The sequence below is a fragment of the Nonomuraea terrae genome, assembly GCF_044465245.1.
Taxonomy (GTDB): Bacteria; Actinomycetota; Actinomycetes; order Streptosporangiales; family Streptosporangiaceae; genus Nonomuraea; species Nonomuraea terrae.
The window spans coordinates 592,971-613,445 of sequence record NZ_JBITLL010000002.1 but is presented as its reverse complement, the minus strand read 5'-3'; the positions used below and the strand labels follow the sequence as shown (position 1 = coordinate 613,445).

Here is a 20,475-nt window from a genome sequence, read left to right as displayed (position 1 = left end):
TCAGATCCACGTATAGGTGTCGTCGGTGACGGCGGGCAGAGCCGCGTCGCCGACGGGCGCGTACGGCGAGGGCAGCGCGGCCGGCGCTGGGCCGATCGGCGGGAAGATCGGCAGCACGGCCGTCGCCCGGTAGCCGATCCACTCGACGACCCCGGCCTCCCGCCCGCCCCCGGGCAACACGTCGTACTCCACCGCGGCCGTGCGCGCGCGTACAGCCGGCGTGATGTGCAGCCGATAGAGGAGGTGCAGTTTCCGCGGCGGCGGGGTGGGGCCAGGGCGGGTGACCATCTGGTCGGCCACACACAGCAGGTGTGGGGGCGTGGCGTCGCGAAGGTCGAGGGCGAGTTCCTCGGCGAGCTCGCGGCCGAGCGCCGCGAGGAGGTCCTCGCCGGGCTCGACGTTGCCGCCCGGCGGGGTGTAGTGGACGGAGCCGGCACGGTCGCGGCGGATGAGGGCGACCTGGTCGCCGCAGAACACCAGAGCGCCGGTGCGGATCCTGATACGGGAGAACCGCGCCGGCGCCGGGTCGGCCGTCATGGTCAGCTCACGCAGTCCTGGTTCAGGTGGATCAGGAGCAGCTGCTCGATCCTGCCGTTCGCCGAAGCGCCGAAGGAGTAGCGGGCCTTGGGGTTGCCGGGAACCACGGCGTACGGGTCTCCGTCCCTGGGGCGCTTCACCCCCGGGTAGGCCTTCTCGACCTGCTTCATCGTCGAGCCGATGCCGATGCCCCGGGGTGTCCGGACCCCCTTGGGGGCGGAGATCACGACGACGCCCCACTTCTTGGAGATGTAGAGCCCCACGCTGTTTCGACCGGTGGGGTGGGCCTTGAAGTCCCAGCCGGAGCACGTGCCCTCTCCGGCGAAATTCTTGCGCACGACCGCGCCGGTCGCCGCGGCCCGCTTCGCGCTCATCCCGAGCCGGACCGCTCCGTAGCCGTACGGGCCAAGCGTCGGCGCGGCGAGCGCGGGCGTCCCGGTGAGCACCAGCGCCCCACCCGCGACCACCGCTACGAGAACCTGCTTCATGGCGACCTCCCCTGTGCACCGTCCTCTGCTTGGATCCCGGCCGCGGGCCGGAAGTTCGCCGGTCCGGGGGCCCGACCGGGGGAGTGCGCGCACAGCGACCTCTCGGCGGAGTCGGCGCACCCATGATCGACGGCTGGCCTACACTCGGCGCGCATGCGACTGAAGACGATCTTCGCGCTCCTCGCCGTGTACGCCGTCACGGCGGCGCCCGCCTTCCTGCCCGGTGAGTGGCGGGTGATCGTGCAGCCGGCCGCCGACGACGCGGTCGAGGTCACCTCGCCCGTGCTGATGAGGTCGTACGACGGCATCGAGACGTTCAATCGGGCGCAGATCGTCGCGGAGGAGCGGGCCGAGGCGCACCCGTACGATCTGGCTCCCCCGTACATCGCGCACGGCGGCTCGTACCGGCTCGTCGTCCCCTACGTCGCCCCGCGCGGACGTGAGCTGGCCTCACGAGGTGAACGCCTTCGACCAGGCGCTGCGCCGCAGACTGGCCGAGCGGTACGGCGGACTCGTCGCCGTCGGATGGAATCCCTTCGGGGAGCCTCTCCAGACGCTGTGAGCACGCCTCAGTCGAAGGGGCGGACGATCTGGTCGAGGGCCTCGTGGGTGAGGTCGCGCAGCGGGCGGGTCTCGTGTTCGGCGCACCACCACTGCGTGGCCACGCGCAGGCCGGCCAGGAAGGCGGCGGTGATCATCTCGGGGCTGACGTCGCCGGCCTGTTCGCGCTCGGCCACCGCCAGGCTGAGCTCGCTCTCCAGCCGGAATCTGCTGGCGAGCTGACGGGCCAGCAGCGACGGGTGCCGCAGCGCCAGGCGGGTGCGCAGGTGCAGTTCGCGGTCGGCGTCGCCGTACTCGTCGAAGAGGCTGTCCAGCGCGCCACGCAGCGCGCGCCACGCCGCGAGCCCGGCCGGCTGCTCGCGCACACGCTGCACCAGCGTGTTCAGGGTCTGCTCGTCGCCGAAGAGCAGGGCGTCCTCCTTGCCGGCGAAGTAGTTGGAGAACGTCCGGCGGGAGATGTTGGCGGCGTCCGCGATCGCCTCGACGGTGACGTTGTCGAAGCCGTGCTCAAGGGTGAGCCGGAGAGCGGCCTCGTGCACCGCCTGCCGTGTTTCGGCCTTTTTGCGCTCGCGCAACCCTGCTGTACTGCTCATGGTGCGTACGAGCTTACCCAATGGGAATAAATGCTCAATGCGCAAGTTTGCTCCATGGGCATGTAAGGTGTCCAGGTTGCATCCCCCTTGTTCCTGATCGGAGTTCGCGTGAGCGCACAACCGGCAGCGCCGTCCACGGCGGAGCCGATGACTCACCGCCAAGTCCTCGAAGCCCTCAGCGGCTTGCTGCTCGTCCTGTTCGTCGCCATGATCAGCGCCACGATCGTCTCGGTCGCGCTGCCGCAGATCATCGGCGCCCTGGACGGGACCCAGTCCCAGTACACCTGGGTCGTCACCGCGTCCCTGCTGGCCTCCACCGCCTCCACGCCCATCTGGGGCAAGCTCGCCGACCTGTTCGACAAGAAGCTGTTGCTCCAGATCGCCATCGTGATCTTCATGGTCGCCTCGCTGGCCTGCGGCTTCGCCCAGAACACCGGCCAGCTCATCGCCTTCCGCGCGGTCCAGGGCCTGGGCATGGGCGCCCTGCAGATCCTCACGCAGGTCGTGCTCGCCGCCATGATCACGCCCAAGGAGCGCGGCCGCTACAACGGCTACCTCGGCGCCGTCATGGCCGTCGCCACGGTCGGCGGGCCGCTGCTCGGCGGGCTCATCGCCGACACCTCGTGGCTCGGCTGGCGCGGGTGCTTCTTCATCGCCGTGCCGTTCACCATCGCGGCCTTCGGGCTGCTCGCCAAGACCCTGCACCTGCCGACCGTGCGCCGCTCCGGCGTCAGCATCGACTACTGGGGCGCCACCCTCATCGCGGCCGGCGTCAGCGTCCTGCTCATCTGGGTCACCTTCGTCGGCAACGACTTCGACTGGCTGTCCTGGCAGACCGCGGCCATGGTGATCGGCGGCCTGCTGCTGCTCGCGGTGGCCACATGGGTGGAGTCGAAGGTGCGCGAGCCCGTCGTGCCGCTGCACATCATCAGCCGCCGTACGCCTGCGTTCGCCATCCTGGCCAGCCTCGCGGTCGGCATGGCCATGTTCGGCGGCTCCGTCTTCCTCGGCCAGTACTTCCAGATCGGCCGCGGGTACGGCCCCACCGCCGCCGGTCTGATGACCATCCCCATGATGATCGGCGTGCTGCTGTCCTCCACCATCAGCGGCAAGATGGTCTCCAGGAGCGGCCGGACGAAGCCGTACATCCTGGTCGGGCTCGTCGTGCTGCTGGCCGGGTTCGCCGGGCTGGCCACGATCGACCACGAGACGACGCTGGTGCTGGTGTCGGCGTACATGCTGCTGGTCGGCATCGGAGTCGGCATGTCCATGCAGAACCTCGTCCTGGTCATCCAGAACACCGTCCCGCTCAGTGAGATCGGCGCCGCGAGCGGCGCGATCACGTTCTTCCGCTCGCTCGGCGGCACCGTCGGCGTCTCGGTGCTCGGCGCCGTGCTGGCCAACCGGGTCGCCTCCGACATCGCCGCGGGCCTGGCCAAGGCCGGCATCCCGGTCACCGGGGACGCGGCGGCGGCCAGCGGCAGCCTGAACATCGCCGCCCTGCCCGAGCCCGTCAAGCAGATCGTCAGGGCCGCGTACGGCGAGGCCACCGGCCACATCTTCCTCATCTCAGCGGGCATCGCCGTCGTGGGCCTGCTGGCCGCGGCGTTCCTCAAGCCCGCCCGGTTGCGCGACAGCCTCGACCTGCCCGCGCCGAACCCGAAGCAGGAGGCCGCGTCCACCAGCGCGTGATCTCCGCCGCGCCGGAAGGCCGCGTCCCCGTATCGCCCCGGAGACGCGGCCTTCCGCTTCGGCGCACCGCCGCACGCCCACGGCGCACTCGCGGGAACTTGTGACTTCACTTGTAGGTTTAATAATCTTGGAGATGCAGTTCGGCTCCGAGGGAGACATGCATGGACTTCGGGCTGCTCGTCCTTCGCGTCGTGCCGGGGGCGCTGCCGGCCGGTCACGGGCTGCAGAGGCTGTTCGGCTGGTTCGGCGGTCACGGTCTCGCGGGCACGGCGTCGTTCTTCGACCCGGCCGGCTTCCGGCCGGCGCGGCGGCCGGCGCCGACGGCCGGGCTCACCGAGACGCTGGGCGGCGTGCTGCTGATCGCCGGTCTCCTGACGCCGCCGGCGTCCGCGATGGTGATCGGCGTGATGCTCGCGGCCTGCGCGGTTCATCTGTCCGGTTCATCTGTCCAACGGTCTGTGGAACACCGAGGGCGGGGTCGAGCTGGAGCGGTCCGGCGGGCACCTGGCCCGCGTTTGACGACGCACCCGGCCGGTCGGTGCGACGCCGACCGGCCCCGGACGGGCGGGGCCGGCGAGCGGCGCCGCCGGCGCGGAAGGAGAGACGATGTTCGGCGTTCAGGCGGACGAGCTCCGGATCAGGCGGTCGCCGGCCGGTCTGTTCGTCGTCGACAGCGGCAAGGAGCCTGACGAGCGGGCCGGCCAGGGGCGCGGCGACACCACGTCGCCGCCGCGCAAGGAGATGTGGCCCGCGGCGGAGCTGGCCGCCATGGCCCGGCAGGACAAGCTCGTCCGGCTGGCCACGACGGTCCGGCACCTGTGCGGCGAGCTGCGCGAGATGACCCTCGACGACCGGGCTCGCGAACGCCTGGGCACGCTGTACGAGCGGATCAGCGCGGAGATCGGCGACGTGCTGCCGCCCGAGCTGCGCGCGGAGCTGGACACGCTGCGCCCGTCCCTGGACGGCCGCCCGACCCACGCCGAGCTGCGCATCGCGCACGCGCAGCTGCTGGGCTGGGTGGAGGGCCTGTGGCACGGCGTGCAGGTCGCGATGAACCTCCACCGCGCCGGCCTCGCCCGGCAGGTACGCGCCCTGCGGCCCAGCAGACCCCGACCGGGAGATCCCGCGCGCTGAGCGTCAGGAGGGCAGCTCCTTCAGCAGGTCCTCGGCGAGCACCGTGTCGAGCTGGAGCTCGCGGTAGCCGGCCTCCTCGAACAACACCGTCAGCCGGTCCTCGCCGCGCTGGATGACCTGGCCGGCGCCCCAGCTGCGATGCTCCACCCGGGCGTGCAGCGGGAACGGGCCCGTCTCCGACTCCCGCCGCTGCTGCTCGGCCGTGCCCGCGCGGCAGGTGTCGCAGTTGCCGCACGGCTCCGCGAGCTCCTCGCCGAAGTACCCCAGCAGGAAACGACGCCGGCAGTCGGCCGTCTCGGCGTAGCGGCGCATCATCTCCAGCCGGGTGCGTTCGACGTCCCGGCGGCGCTCGGCCAGCTCACGGGCGATCCCGGCCGCCTCCCGCGGGTCCGGAGCCCCGGGTGCGGGGTCGATCCGCCGCGCGCCCAGCCGTACGGAACCGGCCCGTTCCAGCAGGTCGAGCAGCTTCGTCAGCCGCCGCGCCGACAGACCGGTACGCTCGCCCAGCCCTTTGCGCGTGCTCCCGGGCCCGCAGGCCGCCACCGCCTCGGCCACCCGCGCCAGCGTCTCCTCGTCGGGCGCGCCGCCGGTGAAGTAACGCTGCAGCCCCAGGTCCTCCGGCCGGTAGAACAGCACCGCGCCGGCCGGCTCGCCGTCGCGGCCCGCCCGGCCGATCTCCTGGTAGTACGCGTCCGGCGATCCCGGCGTCTGCGCGTGGTAGACGAACCGCACGTCCGGCTTGTCGATCCCCATGCCGAACGCGCTGGTCGCCACCACCACGTCCACGTCGCCGTCCATGAACCGGCCGTGCACCTCGTCGCGCTCGGCCCGCCGCATCCCCGCGTGGTACGCCGCCGCCCGCACGCCCCGCTCGCCGAGCAGCCCGCTCAGCCGGGTCGTCTGCCTGCGCACGGCCGTGTAGACGATCCCCGGCCCCCTCTCGGCCGCGACGCCGGCGACGATGTCGCCGGCGGGGTCGTCCAGCGCCCGGCGCACCTCCAGCCGGATGTTCGGCCGGTCGAACCCCTGGACGACCTCCAGCGGATCGCGCAGCCCCAGCCGCTCGGCGATCTCCGCCCGCACCGGCGGCGCGGCGGTCGCGGTCAGGGCCGCGATCACCGGCCGCCCCAGCGCCTCGGCCGCCGCGCCGAGCCGCAGGTAGTCGGGGCGGAAGTCGTGCCCCCACGCCGAGACGCAGTGCGCCTCGTCCACCACCATGAGCGACGGGCGCGCGGCGGCCAGCTCGCCGAGCACGTCGGGGTTGGCCAGCTGCTCCGGCGCGCAGAACAGGAACTCCGTCCGCCCGGCGCGCAGCGACTGGAACGCCGCCGCCCGCGTGCCCGCCGCGGTGCCGGCGTCCAGGCGCACCGCGTCCTCGTCGCGCTCGCGCAGCGCCTCGACCTGGTCGCGCTGCAGGGCGATCAGCGGCGAGACCACCAGGGTCGGTCCCTCCAGCAGCAGGGCGGGAACCTGGTAGATCGCCGACTTGCCGCCGCCCGTCGGCATCACCACCAGCGCGTCACGTCCCTCGGCCAGCGCCGTCATCGCGGTCAGCTGGCCGGGCCGCAGCTCGGTCAGGCCGAGGGCGTCTCTCGCCGTGCGCTCGCAGGCCGCGGCAGTATCACGCATCGGTCAGCGCAGGACGCGGCGGGCGGCGGTCACCGTGCCGACGACGGCCGCCGCGGCCAGGGCCCGGCGCACGGCGGTCTTGCGCCTGCCGTGCCAGCCGCCGCGCACCGAGCCGGGACCAGGAGCAGGCTCGTACAGGTTGCCGTGCGTCGCCTCGGCCGGCTCCTCGTGCGCCAGATGGGACCGCTCGACCTGACCGGCCATCATCTTCTCCGTCAGGCCCGGCACCAGCCTCGCCTGCGCCACCAGGAAACGGCCCATCGGCCCGACGACGACCTCACGGCGCGGCCGGCGAACGAGGCCGACGACGGCGCGGGCCACCCGCTCGGCGGAGTACACCGGCGGCATCGCCCGCACCTGCCGCCCCGTCCGGTTGGCCGCGTGCTGGAACAGCGGCGTGTCGATGACGGCCGGCATCACCGTGCACACCTTCACGCCGCCGACTCCGTCCGCCCCCTGCAGCCGCAGCTCCTGGCGGAGACTCGAGCCGAGCGCCTGGATCGCGTGCTTCGACATCGTGTACGCGTGCGCGTACGGCTGGGCCACCGCCCCGGCGATCGACGACACGTTCACCAGGATGCCCCCGCCCCGGTGACGCAGGTGCGGCAGCGCCGCGCGGGCTCCGTGGACGTACCCCATGACGTTGACGTCCAGCACCCGGCGGAAGTCCTCCAGCGGCACCTGGTCGAACGGCCCGAACAGCGTGACGGCGGCGCAGTTGACCCACACGTCGACGCCACCGAAGCGGGCCGCCGCCTGTCCCGCCAGGCGCTGCACGGCGTGCGCGTCGCTCACGTCGGTCGGCACCGCGACCGCCCGCCCGCCACGGCGCACGCACTCCCGTACGGTCTCCTCCAGGGCCTCGTGCCCGCGCGCCCCGAGCACCACCGCGGCCCCCTTGGCGGCGAACGCGAGCGCCGTGGCCCGGCCGATCCCGCTGGAGGCGCCGGTGATCACGACGACCTTGTCGTTGAGTCTCATGAGAGCCGAAACCTACCCCGTGGCCTGCGGCTAAACGATCCGCATGAAGACGGGGCAAGGCGGGCAGAGGGAACCGGATGAGGTGAACGACGGCCTCGGACGGCGTCCCGGGCGCCGGCGGGGGAGGCACGATGAGCAAGCAGGAAAAGACAACGCCCGTGAAAGCGGCCGGACAACACGTCGAGCGGGGGAGCGCCGAGGAAGCGACGCGTACGCCCCTGACCCCGACCGAGGCGGAGGTGTCGAGGCGCCCTGCGGGCGTCACACCCGGCGCGACGCCCGGTTTCGAGGAGGGCGACGACACCGAAGGGCGCAGCCGCTACGACGAGGACCCGTGCATCCGGATCAAGGAACTGAACCCGGACGATTTCGAATAAGGATTTCCGCAGGTCGCGGTGTGCGTGATGGCCCGTCTGGGGGGTAGGCGCAGGGGGTTATGACCGGTACGACAAGGGAGGCGCCATGAGCGGCGTTCTTTCCTCCGCCACCAAGAGCACGGTCCAGCTGGCGGCGCTCGTCGTCGGTGCCGTGTTCCTGCTGATCGGTATTCTCGGGTTCATCCCGGGCATCACCACGAACTACGGCCAGATGCAGTTCGCCGGCCACGAGTCGGGCGCGTTGCTGCTGGGCCTGTTCCAGGTGTCGATCTTGCACAACATCGTTCACCTGGTGTTCGGGGTCGCCGGCGTCCTCCTGGCCAGGACGTGGGCGGGGGCACGCGGTTTCCTGATCATCGGCGGCATCATCTACCTGGTGCTCTGGCTCTACGGGCTGATCGTCCCGCACGGCAGCCCGGCCAACTTCGCCCCGTTCAACACGGCCGACAACTGGCTGCACCTGGTGCTGGGCGTCGGGATGATCGCGCTCGGAGCCCTGCTGGCCCGGCGGCGTACGCACGCCGCGCTCTAGCGAGCGTCCGAGAACGTGGTGGGAGGCGCGCTCCCACCACGTCGGCGAGTAGCCTGCCGCTCACGGGCCGGCGTGCCGGGCGAGCGTGCCCGGCGCGGTGAACGTGCGCTGACGGTTGATCGTGTGCCGGCGCAGCCGCACGCCGAGGATCGCCATGGCCACCGACTGGGTCACCATGACGGCGCAGGAGTCTTGCCCGGCCGGAATCGGCGGTCCGGCCTGGTCGGCGGGATGGCTCAACCCTTCGGCCCCTTCTGTCTGTTCGGGTCGTGTCCCGGCGGAATGCCGCGGCCCGGCCTGTCCCTGCGCGTCGGCGCCGGCTCGGCGGTGGGCGCGGATGCGGTGCTCTCGCCGCGGGTCGGCTCTCTGCTCGGTTCCGCGCTCGTCGTGCCACGGGGGTCCGCGATCGGCTGCTCGGACTCCGGACTTTCCCCGGGTGCTCTGGTGCGCGACTGCACGGGATCCCGCTGGGTCTGTGCCCGTGTCGGCTGGGCCGTGCTGGTTCTGCGCCGGTCGGCGGTGGGGGAGGGCGAGCGGACAAGGGTCTGCGTCGCCATCGGCGGCCGGCCCGCCTGCGTGGTACGGCGCGTCGGTGTGGGGCTCGAACGGTCGGGCGAAGCCGTGGCGGCCGGGCCGCCGGGCTGGCCCCCGGGCCGGCCGCTCACGGCCTGCGTCGTGTTGGAGAACAGCCCGCCGACCACGACGACGAGCAACCCGAACAAGGCCAGAGTCCCGGCGATCGAACCAAGGATGATGAGCCGCCGGCGACGGCCGCTCTGGTCCACGGAGACCGCCGTGGACTGCGGCTCGAAGGCGATCATGGGCAGCGGCTCGGTGTGGTGATGCTCGTTGGGCACGAGGTGAGATGCTAGTGACAATTCTCGAACTTTGTGACTATTAGTGTCACTGGGAAAATAAGGTCCGATTTCTTGGCTGGTCAGAACTCGCCAAGAGAGAACGGATCTGATGTCGGTGAATGGCGGCGTGACCCATAGGCGGTCGCCGGTCACCAGAACGCGGACTCGCGCTCCGGCCCCGGCAGGGAACGCCTTCGGTCGAGCCTCTCCGGCCACGTCCGGCTGACAGGCACACAGCCAGGCTCTAAGTCAAGCGTTTTAGTGCTGCTGTAGGCTCCCGCCTCATGGGGAACCGCGAAGACCTGATCGACGGGGCCAAGCGTTGCCTCTACGCCAAGGGCTACGCCCGCACCACCATCCGCGACATCACCGCCGCCGCCGGCGATGTCGGCCCGGCCGCCGTCGGCTACCACTTCGGCTCCAAGGAGGCGCTGCTCAACGAGGCTCTCTCGCAGGCGGCGCGAGACTGGGCCGAGGAGCTGACGCAGGCGCTGGCGGCCGTCCCCGTCGATCCAGGCGCCGACTCGTTGCAGCGGTTCGAGACGGCCTGGGCCCAGATCATCAAGTCGTTCGAGGCTCACCGTCCCCTCTGGGCGGCCACGTTCGACGCGCTCGGGCGGAGCGCGCACGCCGACCAGGTCCGCCGGCACCTGGCCGCCGGGCTGGAGCAGGCGCGCCTCGGCCTGGCCGACGTGCTGGGCGGTCTCGGGCCCGACCATCCCGACGCCTGGCTGGTGGGCGGCTTCTACGAGGCGCTGCTGACCGGCGTCATGGCGCAGTACCTCGTCGACCCCGGACGCGCCCCCTCCAGCCACGACCTGGCCACCGCCCTCGCCGTCATCACCGCACCCCGCCCCACGGCCAGACCCCCGATGAGCGTCCGCGACGTTCCGGAGGAGCGGCCGTCGTGACCGTTCCTGATGTGGTCGAGTTGCGGGAAGGCGCGCGGCGGCGGGCCGCCGGGCGGCCGCGCGGCCCCGAGCTCGCGTCCGTGCGGGACGTGCGAGGCCCGGACGGGGTGGCGCTGCGTCATTACCGGCCCGCACCGCGGCCGCGACCCCTCCTGGTGTACGCGCACGGCGGCGCGTTCGTCATGGGTGACCTGGACACCCACGACCGGGCCTGCCGGCGCATCGCCCGCGCCTGCGACGTCGAGGTGCTGTCCGTCGGCTACCGGCGCGCGCCCGAGCACCCGTACCCGGCGGCCGTGGACGACGTGGCCGCGGTGCTGCGCCGCTCCCGGCCGGTCGCGGTGGCCGGAGACAGCGCCGGCGCCCACCTGGCCACCCTCACCTGCCTGCGGCTACGCGACGAAGGCGAGCCGCTGCCCGCCGCGCAGATCCTGCTCTGCCCCAACACCGACCTGACGCTGTCGCAGCCGAGCATCCTGGAGGACGGCCTCGAACCCGACGCCGCCTTCCTCCGCTGGGCGCTCTCCCGCTGGATCCCCGAGGACGCAGACCGGGCCGGCGCCAGCCCGCTGCTCGTGCCCGATCTGTCCGGCCTGCCGGACGCGCTCGTCGTGACAGCCGAGCACGACACCCTGCGCGACGAAGGCGACGCCTACGCCCGCCGTCTCGCCCAGGCCGGCGTCCGGGTGACCCACCGGCGCGAGCCCGGCCTGACGCACGGCTTCATCCAGGACACGAGCCCCGAGGCGACCGCCGCCTGCGACCGCCTCTTCCGCGACATCACCGCCATGGTCCACCGGGGATAGACGGCGTACGGGCCTGCGCCGCGGCCCTCGGAGGGGCAGGGAGGTGCCGGGCCGGTGCGTCTAACGCGGTGCGCGCAATGTGGTGGCCGGCGGCTGGCCATAAGCGGTCTGGTAGACCGCCGCGAACCGGCCCAGGTGGGTGAAGCCCCAGCGGCGTGCGACGGAGGCGACGGTGGTCGTTGAGGGGTCGGCGGCCAGCAGGCTCTCGTGGGCGCGCCGCAGCCGTACCTCCCGAAGGTAGGCCATGGGTGAGATGCCGAGATGGTGCCGAAAGCCCTCCTGAAGGCTGCGGACGCTGACGTGAGCCTCCGCCGCCAGCACGGACGTGGTGAGGGGCCGGTCGGGTGCGGCCTCCATGAGGTCGATCGCGATACGGACGGCGCCGGGCCGGGCGGGCTCAGCCTGCCGGTCGAGCAGCCGGCGGTAGGGATGGTCGGCCGTCAGCAGTAGACCGTGGACGAGGCTCTCGGCGTAGGGAAGCGCCACCGAAGGGGTCAGCATGACGCTGTCGTCGAGGCCGAGCTGGTCGATGATCGTCAGCAGCATCCGGGTCCAGCTCATACCCCGGCCCGTCGATCGCTCGAAAACCGGCGAGAAGAGGATCTGCTCGTCCACCGGCTCGCCCACCTGCGACTCCAGCACCCGGTGGACATGGGCCAGGTCGAACCTGGCGTTCAGCACCCGGACGCCGGCGCCCACCCTGGTGGAGACGGCTCCCTCCGCCCGGTACAGCAGCGCCGTTCCGCACGGCAGGACGATGTCCGTCCCCAGGTAATGGGATCGGAGCCGGCCGTTCAGCGGGACCAGCAAATGGTAGCCGGACCGGCTGTCGGCGGGCCGTACCAGCACGTCCCCGCTATGAGTCACATCGCCGAAAGCGACGGGCCCGCATTGCGCGTAACGCATTTTCACCAAGGGCCGGTCGCCGCCGGGAGCGTCGATGTCGAAGGAGTCGAAGAGGCCGGCCAACTCCTTTCTCTCGTCGTCCAAGGACAGTGCGTGATCCCACGTACGGCGCAGGATCGAGGACGAGCATGGCGTCACGATCCCCCCTGATGTCGTTCGGTCATCCCCCGTGTCCCGAGCGTACGGGCAGTCCAGCCGAGCGCAGCGTCCGGGGCGCGACGTGAGCGGGAACGCGGTGGCGGTGAGTTGTTCTGACAACGTCAATGTGTGGTTCGGCGTCAGGCATCACCACCTGGTGATCCTCATGCACGCGAGCAAGGAGAGCTCGCCGCGGCTGCGCGCCGCCAACGGCCTGGCGTCACGCGTGGTCCGGTGAACGCGGAAGCCTGTCCACATCGCGCAGGATGTGGTTCTTCGGCGGAGTCATCGGGACAACCGGTCATTAGCGTGCCGTGAGGGCGGGGTCCGGCCTCGCCCTCCGACTCGAAGACCATCAGGAGAACATCCACCATGACCCATGAACGTCCTGCCGACGCGCGCGACATGTTCGCGGTGCACACCATGTTCCGCCGCGAATACAGCATGATGCCCGGCCTGGTCCGCGCCGTGACCGCCGGCGACCGGCCGCGCCTCACGGTGGTCGCCGACCACATCGCGCTGATGAACCAGGTGCTGCACGGCCATCACATGGCCGAGGACACGCACATCTGGCCCCTCCTGCTGGAGCGGGTCGACGCGGAGCTCACCGCGATCGTCTCCGTCATGGAGGACCAGCACGAGCGCATCCACCAGGGCTACGTGCGGCTCGACACGGCGCTGGCCAGTTGGCGCAAGAGCGCCTCCGCCCACGACCGGGACGCTGTCGCCGAGGTGCTCGACGCTCTGCTGCCCCTGCTGGACGAGCATCTCGCCCTCGAGGAGGCGCGGGTCGTCCCGCTCATCGAAAGACACCTCACCGCGGAGGAGTACGCGCGCGTGGCCGAGGAGGGCGCCGCGCACACGCCGCCCGACGCATTCGCCGTCGTCTTCGGCATGGTCATGTACGAGGGCGACCCCGAGGTGATCGCCGGTATCATGGCCCGGATGCCCGCCGACGTCCGGCCGACTATCAGGGACGTCGCCACCGCGGCGTACGCCACCTACGCCCAGCGGCTGTACGGCATCGCCATGCCTCCCCGCGTGCTGGCCTGACCGTGCCGCCGCTGGGAGGCAGACCTGGGGGGCACATCATGATCGCGATCTGCCGTCCCCGGTCCTCCCGAGCGCGATGCACCACGATCACCGCCCTGGTCGCACTGACCGTTCTGGCCGCGCTCGGGGCCGCCGCCGACCTGGCCGTTCGCCACACGCTGCCCCAAGAGGTCTACCGCCTGGACGAACGGGTGGCGCGTCAGTGGTGCGTCGCCGCCCGCACCGTCCCGCCGAGCAGGCTGCCCGACCCGCTGCCGCTCTCCGGCGACATCGACATGGTGCAGATCACCGACGCTCGCGGCACCGTCCTGACGGCCAGCGCAGCCGCTCGGGACCGGCCCGCCCTCCTCGGCCTCCCACCGGGCCCTGGCGATCCCGTGGCACGGCTGTCCTCGAAGCAGCACATGATCGTCGCCGTTCGCGCGGGCCCCACGCGGACGGCCCCGATCGTGGTGGTCAGTCATCCCACGCCTGCCCTGCTGAACGGGCATGTCCTCGAATGTCTCCTGGTCGCTCTCGTCCTGGCTCTGGCCGCCGGCGTCACGGCCGTCGCCTGGACCGCCCTCGGCAGGCTGGGCGCCCGGGGCCTTCGAGACGCGGACAAGCCGGTGGATCAGCAGGCTGGGCCGCCGGCTGATCCACCGGCCACCCGCTAGCGGCGGTAGATCAGGTGCTTCTCGCGCGTTTCCGCGAACGTCCGCAGCGGGCCGGCCCAGCCGGCCTCGACCTCGTCCAGGTCCTTGCCGGCGTCGATGTCGGTACGGACCTGGGGCGAGCCGGTCAGCTTGTCGATCCAGTACGGCCGCTGCGGGTCGGAGGTGTCGTAGCGCCAGGCGAAGCCGTCCGGGTAGAGCCGCTTGGCCGTGGCGATCATCGCGACGCCCGTCCTGACCGGGTCGAACGCCTCCCGGTCCGTGACGTACACCTGCACCCCGCCGCACAGCGTGTTCGCGTGCTTGGAGAACGTGGGCGTGAAGTAGGAGAGCCGGAACGCGGCGCCGGGCAGGTCCAGCTCGTTGAGCGCGTCCGCCCACCGGTGGTCGACGTACGGGGCGCCGATCAGCTCGAAGGGCCGGGTGGTGCCGCGTCCCTCCGACAGGTTGGTGCCCTCGAACATGCCGGTGCCCGGGTAGACGAACGCGGTGTCCACCGTCGGCATGTTCGGCGACGGCATGACCCAGGGCAGGCCGGTCTCCTCGTACGTCATGTCCGGCTTCCAGCCGCGCATCTCCACGACCTCGAGCTGGGCCGGCCGGTCCAGGAACTCGGCGTTGAACAGCCGCGCCAGCTCGGCGACGGTCATGCCGTGCGCCTGGGAGATCGCCTCCCGGCCCACGAACGTGGCGAACGGCGGCGTCATGATCGGCCCGTACGCCCGGCGGCCGGTGATCGGGTTGGGCCGGTCGAGGACGACGAACCGCTTGCCCGCCAGCGCAGCCGCCTGCAGGGAGTCGAACATCGTCCAGATGTAGGTGTAGAAGCGGGCGCCCACGTCCTGGATGTCGAACATGATCGTGTCCACGGCCGACCTGGTGAAGATGTCGGCCAGCGCCTGGCCGCTCTGCAGGTACGTGTCGTAGACCGGCAGCCCGGTCTGCTCGTCCACGTAGAAGCCTTCGGAGCCGCCGGCCTGGGCCGTGCCGCGGAAGCCGTGCTCGGGGCCGAACACCGCGACGAGGTCGATGTCGTCACTGGCGGCCATGACGTCCACCTCGTGGCCGAGATCCGGCAGGATCCCGGTCGGGTTGGTCACGATGCCGACCTTCTGGCCCCGTACGAGCCGGTAGTCGTCGGCCATCAGGACCTCGACACCGGTGCGCAGCTTGGCCGGCCGCGGACGGCGGTCGAGCGACGGCAGGCCCACGCCCGTGCCGGCCACGGCGACGGCCGAGGTCGACAGGATCGCCCGTCGCGAGAAGAAAGTGCCCATCAGGTGCTGCTCCGTCCTGGGGAGGATCGATAACTCAGGCTGTGTCCGTACGGATAGAGGACCGAGCCGTCGGTGGCCGGGATCGTCACCGGCAGTCTGCCCGTGGGGTCGGTCCGGCCGAACAGTACCCGCGCCGCGGCCTGCATCGCGGGCCGCTCCCACGAGTACGTCGCGACGAACGCCGCAGCGCCGGGGAAGTCCGCGACGTCGTACGGGTTGCGGGCGGCCACGACGACGACGGGCTTGCCGGTGGCGAGGAGGGCGTTGACGAGACTGCGCTGGGACGCCGAGCCGGCGGTGTTCACCGTGGCGACCACCACGACGTCGCTGGCACGGGCCCTGGCCGCCGCCGCGGCGACGGTGGCCGCGCTCGGGCTCGTCCCCGTCTCGAACAGCTCCGTGGTCACCCCGAGATCGCCGATCGCCTCGGCCAGCCGTTCGGCCGGCGGAATCTTGACGGACGGCGGCGCGACGTTGCGGTAGCCGGTCACCAGCACCCGCTGCCCGGTGTCCGTCAGCGGCAACGCGCCGGAGTCGTTCCGTACGAGCGTCACGCTGTGGTCGGCGACCGCGCGAGCGAGCGCCTGGTGCGCGGGGGAGCCGAGCCGCTGGAGCACCTTGCCCTCGTCGACCTGCTGGTCGCCGTCGAAGAAGCCGCGCTGCTTCTTCAGGCGCAGGATCCGGTGGACGGACTCGTCGACGCGCTCCTCGGTCAGCTCGCCGGAGCGGACGGCGTTCAGGACGGCGTTGTAGGCGACGTCGAAGGAGATCGTGCTCGCCGGGTCGTCGACGATCATCAGCATGTCGACCCCGGCCTTGAGCGCGAGCACCGGCACCCGGTCGTCGCCGTACTTGTCGCGCACCCCCTGCATCGACAGCGAGTCGGTGACCACGACGCCGTCGTAGCCGAGCTCCTCGCGCAGCAGCCCGGTCATGATCTCCGGGTCGAGCGTCGCGGGGTCGCAGCCCACCTGGGTCTGTACGTCGCAGTCGCTCTGCAGGTACGGCATGACGACGTGCGCCGTCATGATCATGTCGGCGCCGGCGGCGATGCCGGCCCGGAACGGCGGCGCGTCGATCCGCTCCCACTGCTCCCTCGTGTGGAAGATCCACGGCACGCTGTTGTGGCTGTCGTTGACCGTGTCGCCGTGGCCGGGGAAGTGCTTGACGGCCGCCGAGACGCCGCCCTGCTGCAGGCCGCGGACGGAGGCCCGGGTCAGCTCCGACACCAGCCCGGTGTCCTCGCCGAACGAGCGCACGCCGATCACCGGGTTGCGCGGGTCGACGTTGACGTCGGCGACCGGCGCGTAGTCCTGGTTGATGCCGAGCGTGGCCAGCTCCCGGCCGGTGACCTTGCCCGCGGTGAGCGCGTGGCCCGCGCTGCGGGTCGCGCCGAGCGCCATCTGCCCGGGGAACGCGGTGAACGGCTCGTCGAGCCGGTAGACGGCGCCGTGCTCCTGGTCGGTGGCGATCAGCAGCGGGATCCTCGCAGGCTGCGCCAGCGCCGCCCGCTGCAGGTCGTTGGAGAGGCCCGCCGTCCTCACGGGGTCGTGCAGGTTGTTCGACCAGCGGAAATAGAGGATCGCGCCGGGCTTGTACCGCGCGATGAGGTCGTCGCCGTTCTCGATGCCAGGGCCGTACATCGCCTGGTTCGCCGCCACGTCGGCGGGGGCGGTCGTGTCGCCGCTCTCGCCGTAGACGTTCGTCGCGAACAGCTGCCCGACCTTCTCCTCCAGGGGCATGCTCGCGATCTTGCCGAGGATCCACGGATCCTCACCGCTGTCAGCGTGTACGGCCGGAGCCGTCCCCACGCTGAGAATCATCGCCGCCGCCAGGGCCAGGAACCGCGGGTGACGCATGTCTCCTCCAACTCCTCGCATGTCTGGAAATTTCATGCAAGGTCACGGCACTGCCCGGAAGTTACTTTCATCCCGGTGGATGGTCAACGCCTTCTTCGCCGGAAACTTCGCGGGCGCCGTTGGACTCGGGCACAACCTGGGCGGCGCCCTTTGTGGGAAGCACCGAAGATGCCCGGAGCGCGGGGCTCTACGGTTCGTTCATGCCGCCTCTCGTCCTCGATGACCTCTACCGCATCGCCATCCCCTCAGACCCGCGGATCCGTCCCGACGGAAAGGCCGTGGCGTACACGCTGACGACGGCCGACCGCGACGCCGACGAGAGCCGTACCGAGATCTGGCTGGCCGCGCCCGGCGCCGAGCCGCGCAGGCTCGCCGCCGGCAGCGCCGCGCGCTGGTCGCCCGACGGGCGGACACTGGCGTTCCTGCGCCCGGTGGACGGCCGGCCGCAGATCCACCTGCTGCCGATGGACGGCGGCGAGGCCGTCGCGATCACCTCGGCCGCGCTCGGCGCGGGCGTGCCCGTGTGGTCGCCGGACGGCGCGCGCGTCGCCTTCGCCGCCCCCGTAGGCCCCGGCCCGGACGGCGCCGCCGCCTCGCCGCACGCTCCTGTCGTGGCCGACCGGCTCGACCACAAGGCCGACGGGGCGGGGCTGCTGCGCGGCGTGACCAGGCACCTTTTCGTCACGGACGTGGACGGCGGAGAGACGGTCCAGGTCACCGAGGGCGACTTCCACGCGAGCGAGCCGACGTGGTCTCCCGACGGGCTCAGGCTGGCCTTCGTCGCCTCCATGCACCCCGACCGCGACCTGGACCTCGGCGGGACCGCGTACGCCGTGGACGCGGCCAAGGGCGCTGTCCCCGACCCGCTGAGCGAGCCGGAGCTGCTGTGCGGCGGCGTCTGGTGGATCGGCGACCGGCTGATCGCCGCCGGGCGCAAGAACACCCCCGTGGGGCACGCGCGCCTGTTCGCGCTCGGGCCCGGGGGAGCGGCCGAGGTGGAGACGGGCCTCGACCGGAACGTCATGACCGGCGCGCCCGGCTACCCCGGCGGCACCCCGGCGTTGCTCGGCGAGGATCTGATCTTCTGCGCCCGCGACGGCGGCTCGACCCACCTCTACCGCGCGCCCGGCGAGCGCCTCGTCCCCGGCGAGGTCAACATCTCGGGCATCAGTACGGCGGCCGGAGCGGTCGCGTACGTGGCCGCCACCCAGGAGAGCGCCGGCGACGTCTATCTCGCCACCTTCGGCCCTGGTGCCGGCGCCGACCCGGGCACCGCCACCGGCCAGGACCCGGCCGCCGAGTCGAGCGGGGAGTCGGGCGCCGCCTCAACCTCCGGCCCGAAAAAAGTCGCGTCAGGCGAAATGTCGGATATATCTGGCGCGTCAGCGCCGGATATATCCCGACTCACCACCTACGCCGTCGAAGGCGTAGACCTGTTCAAGGCCCGCCGCCGCACCTTCACCGCCCCCGACGGCACCCAGGTCGAGGCGTTCGTCCTGCGCGACGAGTCCGCGCGGACGCCCGGCCCGCTGCTCCTCGACGTGCACGGCGGCCCGCACAACGCCTGGTCGCCCGTCTTCGACGGCGTCCACCTCTACCACCAGGTCCTCGCCGCCCAAGGCTGGACCGTGCTCACCGTCAACCCGCGCGCCAGCGACGGGTACGGCGAGGCGTTCTACACCGCCTCGATCGGCGCCTGGGGCCTGGCCGACGCCCAGGACCTGCTCGCCCCCATCGACGCCCTGGTCGCCGAGGGCGTCGCCGACCCCGACCGGCTGGCCGTCACCGGCTACAGCTACGGCGGCTACATGACCTGCTGGCTGTCGGCCACGACCGGCCGGTTCAAGGCCGCGATCCCGGGCGGCCTCGTCAGCGACCTGTCCAGCCTGAGCGGCACCTCCGACCTCGGCCACCTGATGAAGACCCACGAGTACGCCGGGGACCTGGCCGCCCAGTCGCCCATCACCCACGTCGCCGGCGTCACCGCGCCGACCCTCGTCCTGCACGGCGAGAACGACGACCGCTGCCCCGTCGGCCAGGCCGAGCAGTGGTTCGCCGCCCTGCGCGAGCGGCGGGTCCCCGTCAGGCTGGTGCGCTACCCCGGCGCTAGCCATCTGTTCATCCTGAGCGGGCGCCCCTCGCACAGGCACGACTACAACGAAAGGATCATCGCGTGGCTGGAGCAATGGGTCATCGGCTCGCCGAGCTGATCGCCGAGTACGAGGTTCCCGGCTCGGCGCTGGCGTACTGGCACGGAGGCGAGCTGCACGAGTTCGCGGCCGGCAGTCTCAACACCACCGCCGGCCTGGACGCCACCACCGACGCCCTCTACCAGATCGGCTCGGTCAGCAAGGTGTGGACCGCCACGCTGATCATGCAGCAGGTCGAGAAGGGCCGGCTGACGCTGGACACCCCAGTCGCCGAGGTGCTGCCCGAGTTCAAGCTGGTCGACCCCGAGGTCACCAAGGCCGTCACCATCAGGCAGCTGCTCTGCCACACCAGCGGCATCAACGGCGACGTGTTCATCGACACGGGCCGCGGTGACGACTGCGTGGAGAAGTACGTGGCGGCCCTGGCGGACGTGGCGCTGAACCACCCGCTCGGCGTCACCCAGTCCTACTGCAACGCCGGGTTCGTCGTCGCCGGCCGGGTGCTGGAGGTGCTGGAGGGCAAGCGCTGGGACGACGTCCTGCGCGAGGGCATCTGCGAGCCGCTCGGCCTCTCCCACACCTGGACGCTGCCCGAGGACGTGCTGCGCTTCCGCTCCGCGATCGGCCACGACGACGGCAAGCCCGTCCCGCAGTGGGGCCTCATGCGGTCGATGGGCCCGGCCGGTCTCATCTGCGCCCGCCCCGCCGACGTGGTCGCCTTCGGCCGCGCCCACCTCGAGGGCGGACTGCTGGAGGACCCGAGCGCGATGTGGGAGGCGCAGGTCGACATCCCGAACCCGTACACGCTGGGCAAGCAGTGGGGCATCGGCTGGATCCTCGACGAGTGGAGCGGCCACAAGGTCATCTCCCACGGCGGCAACACCATCGGCCAGCACGCCATGCTCTGGGTCGTCCCCGGCACCGGCACCGTCGTCTGCGTGACCGCCAACGGCGGCCAGAGCGGCGCGTTCACCCGGGCCGTGGCCACGGAGTTGTTCGCCGAGCTGGACGGCCTGACCGTGCCGCCGTCCCCGGTCCCGTCGGACACGCCGCCCGAGGTGGACCTCGAACCGTACGCGGGCGTGTACGAGCGGGCCGGCGCCCGGATCACGATCGCCGTCGAGGACGGCAAGGGGACGCTGCGCATGGAGTCCACCGGCGAGCTCGCCGGCCTGCACAAGCCCGAGGAGTCCGTCTTCGTCCCCATCGACGAGAACCTCTTCGCCTTCCAGGCGCCCGGCACCCGCGACTGGATGACGGCCGTCTTCTTCGAGCTGGCCGACGGCACCCCGTACATCCACATGGGCGCGCGCGCCACCCCCAAGGTCGGCTGAGGAGACG

22 protein-coding genes are annotated in these 20,475 nt (G+C 71.8%); 12 read left to right on the top strand and 10 right to left on the bottom strand.

All coding sequences use genetic code 11. The annotated features are described in order from the left end of the window. The 3 genes from ACIBP6_RS09220 to ACIBP6_RS09210 all read right to left on the bottom strand — a co-directional run bounded on the left by ACIBP6_RS09220 (position 1) and on the right by ACIBP6_RS09210 (position 2,179). Positions 1-537, bottom strand: a complete 537-nt coding sequence (locus tag ACIBP6_RS09220) for an NUDIX domain-containing protein (protein WP_397050364.1) — start codon at positions 535-537, stop codon at positions 1-3. Positions 538-539: 2 nt separating this feature from the next. Further along, positions 540-1,025 (bottom strand): hypothetical protein, encoded by a 486-nt coding sequence (locus ACIBP6_RS09215; protein ID WP_397050362.1) that lies wholly within the window; start codon positions 1,023-1,025, stop codon positions 540-542. A 569-nt stretch (positions 1,026-1,594) separates the two neighbouring features. After that, complete coding sequence (locus ACIBP6_RS09210) at positions 1,595-2,179, bottom strand: TetR/AcrR family transcriptional regulator (protein WP_397050360.1); 585 nt, start codon at positions 2,177-2,179, stop codon at positions 1,595-1,597. A gap of 147 nt (positions 2,180-2,326) precedes the next feature. Between ACIBP6_RS09210 and ACIBP6_RS09205 the strand changes: the two genes are divergently transcribed. From ACIBP6_RS09205 to ACIBP6_RS09195, 3 genes are all read left to right on the top strand, one after another. Continuing rightward, positions 2,327-3,871: an MDR family MFS transporter gene (locus ACIBP6_RS09205; protein WP_397050358.1), complete on the top strand. Its 1,545-nt coding sequence runs from the start codon at positions 2,327-2,329 to the stop codon at positions 3,869-3,871. A 161-nt stretch (positions 3,872-4,032) separates the two neighbouring features. Beyond that, the gene (locus ACIBP6_RS09200) at positions 4,033-4,560 is read left to right on the top strand and encodes a DoxX family protein (RefSeq protein WP_397050356.1); all 528 of its coding nucleotides are present in this window, start codon (positions 4,033-4,035) and stop codon (positions 4,558-4,560) included. Further along, complete coding sequence (locus ACIBP6_RS09195; RefSeq protein WP_397050354.1) at positions 4,478-5,005, top strand: proteasome activator; 528 nt, start codon at positions 4,478-4,480, stop codon at positions 5,003-5,005. The genes ACIBP6_RS09200 and ACIBP6_RS09195 overlap by 83 nt, the downstream gene beginning before the upstream one ends. A 3-nt stretch (positions 5,006-5,008) precedes the next feature. Here the strand turns inward: ACIBP6_RS09195 and ACIBP6_RS09190 are convergent, their stop codons facing one another. Together ACIBP6_RS09190 and ACIBP6_RS09185 are read right to left on the bottom strand one after the other, a co-directional pair. After that, complete coding sequence (locus tag ACIBP6_RS09190) at positions 5,009-6,634, bottom strand: RecQ family ATP-dependent DNA helicase (protein ID WP_397050352.1); 1,626 nt, start codon at positions 6,632-6,634, stop codon at positions 5,009-5,011. Between the two features lie 3 nt (positions 6,635-6,637). Further along, positions 6,638-7,615 carry an SDR family oxidoreductase gene (locus tag ACIBP6_RS09185; protein WP_397050350.1) on the bottom strand — a complete coding sequence of 326 codons (978 nt, stop codon included), beginning with the start codon at positions 7,613-7,615 and terminating at the stop codon, positions 6,638-6,640. A 131-nt stretch (positions 7,616-7,746) separates the two neighbouring features. Between ACIBP6_RS09185 and ACIBP6_RS09180 the strand changes: the two genes are divergently transcribed. Both ACIBP6_RS09180 and ACIBP6_RS09175 read left to right on the top strand, forming a co-directional pair. Continuing rightward, a complete protein-coding gene (locus ACIBP6_RS09180) occupies positions 7,747-7,992 on the top strand; it encodes a hypothetical protein (protein ID WP_397050348.1) in 246 nt (81 codons plus the stop codon). Between the two features lie 85 nt (positions 7,993-8,077). Then, the gene (locus tag ACIBP6_RS09175) at positions 8,078-8,524 is read left to right on the top strand and encodes a DUF4383 domain-containing protein (protein WP_397050346.1); all 447 of its coding nucleotides are present in this window, start codon (positions 8,078-8,080) and stop codon (positions 8,522-8,524) included. A 60-nt stretch (positions 8,525-8,584) separates the two neighbouring features. Here the strand turns inward: ACIBP6_RS09175 and ACIBP6_RS09170 are convergent, their stop codons facing one another. Both ACIBP6_RS09170 and ACIBP6_RS09165 read right to left on the bottom strand, forming a co-directional pair. After that, on the bottom strand, positions 8,585-8,764 hold the full coding sequence (locus ACIBP6_RS09170; RefSeq protein ID WP_397050344.1) for a hypothetical protein: 180 nt from the start codon (positions 8,762-8,764) through the stop codon (positions 8,585-8,587). Further along, positions 8,761-9,381, bottom strand: a complete 621-nt coding sequence (locus tag ACIBP6_RS09165) for a hypothetical protein (protein ID WP_397050342.1) — start codon at positions 9,379-9,381, stop codon at positions 8,761-8,763. Before ACIBP6_RS09165 ends, ACIBP6_RS09170 begins: the two co-directional genes overlap by 4 nt. Before the next feature lie 284 nt (positions 9,382-9,665). Between ACIBP6_RS09165 and ACIBP6_RS09160 the strand changes: the two genes are divergently transcribed. Both ACIBP6_RS09160 and ACIBP6_RS09155 read left to right on the top strand, forming a co-directional pair. Continuing rightward, positions 9,666-10,292 (top strand): TetR/AcrR family transcriptional regulator, encoded by a 627-nt coding sequence (locus tag ACIBP6_RS09160; protein ID WP_397050340.1) that lies wholly within the window; start codon positions 9,666-9,668, stop codon positions 10,290-10,292. Beyond that, the gene (locus ACIBP6_RS09155; protein WP_397050338.1) at positions 10,289-11,098 is read left to right on the top strand and encodes an alpha/beta hydrolase; all 810 of its coding nucleotides are present in this window, start codon (positions 10,289-10,291) and stop codon (positions 11,096-11,098) included. The genes ACIBP6_RS09160 and ACIBP6_RS09155 overlap by 4 nt, the downstream gene beginning before the upstream one ends. 60 nt (positions 11,099-11,158) lie before the next feature. Here the strand turns inward: ACIBP6_RS09155 and ACIBP6_RS09150 are convergent, their stop codons facing one another. After that, positions 11,159-12,088, bottom strand: a complete 930-nt coding sequence (locus tag ACIBP6_RS09150) for an AraC family transcriptional regulator (protein WP_397050336.1) — start codon at positions 12,086-12,088, stop codon at positions 11,159-11,161. A gap of 157 nt (positions 12,089-12,245) precedes the next feature. Here ACIBP6_RS09150 and ACIBP6_RS09145 point away from each other — a divergent pair, with 157 nt between their 5' ends. From ACIBP6_RS09145 to ACIBP6_RS09135, 3 genes are all read left to right on the top strand, one after another. Continuing rightward, on the top strand, positions 12,246-12,380 hold the full coding sequence (locus tag ACIBP6_RS09145; RefSeq protein WP_397050334.1) for a hypothetical protein: 135 nt from the start codon (positions 12,246-12,248) through the stop codon (positions 12,378-12,380). Between the two features lie 134 nt (positions 12,381-12,514). Beyond that, positions 12,515-13,195 (top strand): hemerythrin domain-containing protein, encoded by a 681-nt coding sequence (locus ACIBP6_RS09140; RefSeq protein ID WP_397050332.1) that lies wholly within the window; start codon positions 12,515-12,517, stop codon positions 13,193-13,195. 38 nt (positions 13,196-13,233) lie between these two features. Next, on the top strand, positions 13,234-13,851 hold the full coding sequence (locus ACIBP6_RS09135) for a hypothetical protein (protein WP_397050330.1): 618 nt from the start codon (positions 13,234-13,236) through the stop codon (positions 13,849-13,851). Here ACIBP6_RS09135 and ACIBP6_RS09130 read toward each other — a convergent pair. Both ACIBP6_RS09130 and ACIBP6_RS09125 read right to left on the bottom strand, forming a co-directional pair. Continuing rightward, on the bottom strand, positions 13,848-15,125 hold the full coding sequence (locus ACIBP6_RS09130) for an exo-beta-N-acetylmuramidase NamZ family protein (RefSeq protein WP_397050328.1): 1,278 nt from the start codon (positions 15,123-15,125) through the stop codon (positions 13,848-13,850). The two genes, ACIBP6_RS09135 and ACIBP6_RS09130, sit on opposite strands and share 4 nt — an antisense overlap. Beyond that, positions 15,125-16,984: a glycoside hydrolase family 3 protein gene (locus tag ACIBP6_RS09125; RefSeq protein WP_397050326.1), complete on the bottom strand. Its 1,860-nt coding sequence runs from the start codon at positions 16,982-16,984 to the stop codon at positions 15,125-15,127. Before ACIBP6_RS09125 ends, ACIBP6_RS09130 begins: the two co-directional genes overlap by 1 nt. Before the next feature lie 200 nt (positions 16,985-17,184). Here ACIBP6_RS09125 and ACIBP6_RS09120 point away from each other — a divergent pair, with 200 nt between their 5' ends. Then, complete coding sequence (locus ACIBP6_RS09120) at positions 17,185-19,194, top strand: S9 family peptidase (protein WP_397050324.1); 2,010 nt, start codon at positions 17,185-17,187, stop codon at positions 19,192-19,194. Then, entirely contained in the window at positions 19,158-20,468 is a 1,311-nt protein-coding gene (locus tag ACIBP6_RS09115; RefSeq protein WP_397050322.1) for a serine hydrolase domain-containing protein, read from the top strand. The genes ACIBP6_RS09120 and ACIBP6_RS09115 overlap by 37 nt, the downstream gene beginning before the upstream one ends. Positions 20,469-20,475 lie beyond the last annotated feature (7 nt).

What these genes read in the sequence shown, in the direction of transcription:
- ACIBP6_RS09220 (WP_397050364.1), bottom strand. Translation starts at nt 537, where the DNA reads ATGACGGCCGACCCGGCGCCGGCGCGGTTCTCCCGTATCAGGATCCGC.
- ACIBP6_RS09215 (WP_397050362.1), bottom strand. Translation starts at nt 1,025, where the DNA reads ATGAAGCAGGTTCTCGTAGCGGTGGTCGCGGGTGGGGCGCTGGTGCTC.
- ACIBP6_RS09210 (WP_397050360.1), bottom strand. Translation starts at nt 2,179, where the DNA reads ATGAGCAGTACAGCAGGGTTGCGCGAGCGCAAAAAGGCCGAAACACGG.
- ACIBP6_RS09205 (WP_397050358.1), top strand. Translation starts at nt 2,327, where the DNA reads ATGACTCACCGCCAAGTCCTCGAAGCCCTCAGCGGCTTGCTGCTCGTC.
- ACIBP6_RS09200 (WP_397050356.1), top strand. Translation starts at nt 4,033, where the DNA reads ATGGACTTCGGGCTGCTCGTCCTTCGCGTCGTGCCGGGGGCGCTGCCG.
- ACIBP6_RS09195 (WP_397050354.1), top strand. Translation starts at nt 4,478, where the DNA reads ATGTTCGGCGTTCAGGCGGACGAGCTCCGGATCAGGCGGTCGCCGGCC.
- ACIBP6_RS09190 (WP_397050352.1), bottom strand. Translation starts at nt 6,634, where the DNA reads ATGCGTGATACTGCCGCGGCCTGCGAGCGCACGGCGAGAGACGCCCTC.
- ACIBP6_RS09185 (WP_397050350.1), bottom strand. Translation starts at nt 7,615, where the DNA reads ATGAGACTCAACGACAAGGTCGTCGTGATCACCGGCGCCTCCAGCGGG.
- ACIBP6_RS09180 (WP_397050348.1), top strand. Translation starts at nt 7,747, where the DNA reads ATGAGCAAGCAGGAAAAGACAACGCCCGTGAAAGCGGCCGGACAACAC.
- ACIBP6_RS09175 (WP_397050346.1), top strand. Translation starts at nt 8,078, where the DNA reads ATGAGCGGCGTTCTTTCCTCCGCCACCAAGAGCACGGTCCAGCTGGCG.
- ACIBP6_RS09160 (WP_397050340.1), top strand. Translation starts at nt 9,666, where the DNA reads ATGGGGAACCGCGAAGACCTGATCGACGGGGCCAAGCGTTGCCTCTAC.
- ACIBP6_RS09140 (WP_397050332.1), top strand. Translation starts at nt 12,515, where the DNA reads ATGACCCATGAACGTCCTGCCGACGCGCGCGACATGTTCGCGGTGCAC.
- ACIBP6_RS09135 (WP_397050330.1), top strand. Translation starts at nt 13,234, where the DNA reads ATGATCGCGATCTGCCGTCCCCGGTCCTCCCGAGCGCGATGCACCACG.
- ACIBP6_RS09130 (WP_397050328.1), bottom strand. Translation starts at nt 15,125, where the DNA reads ATGGGCACTTTCTTCTCGCGACGGGCGATCCTGTCGACCTCGGCCGTC.
- ACIBP6_RS09125 (WP_397050326.1), bottom strand. Translation starts at nt 16,984, where the DNA reads ATGCGTCACCCGCGGTTCCTGGCCCTGGCGGCGGCGATGATTCTCAGC.
- ACIBP6_RS09120 (WP_397050324.1), top strand. Translation starts at nt 17,185, where the DNA reads ATGCCGCCTCTCGTCCTCGATGACCTCTACCGCATCGCCATCCCCTCA.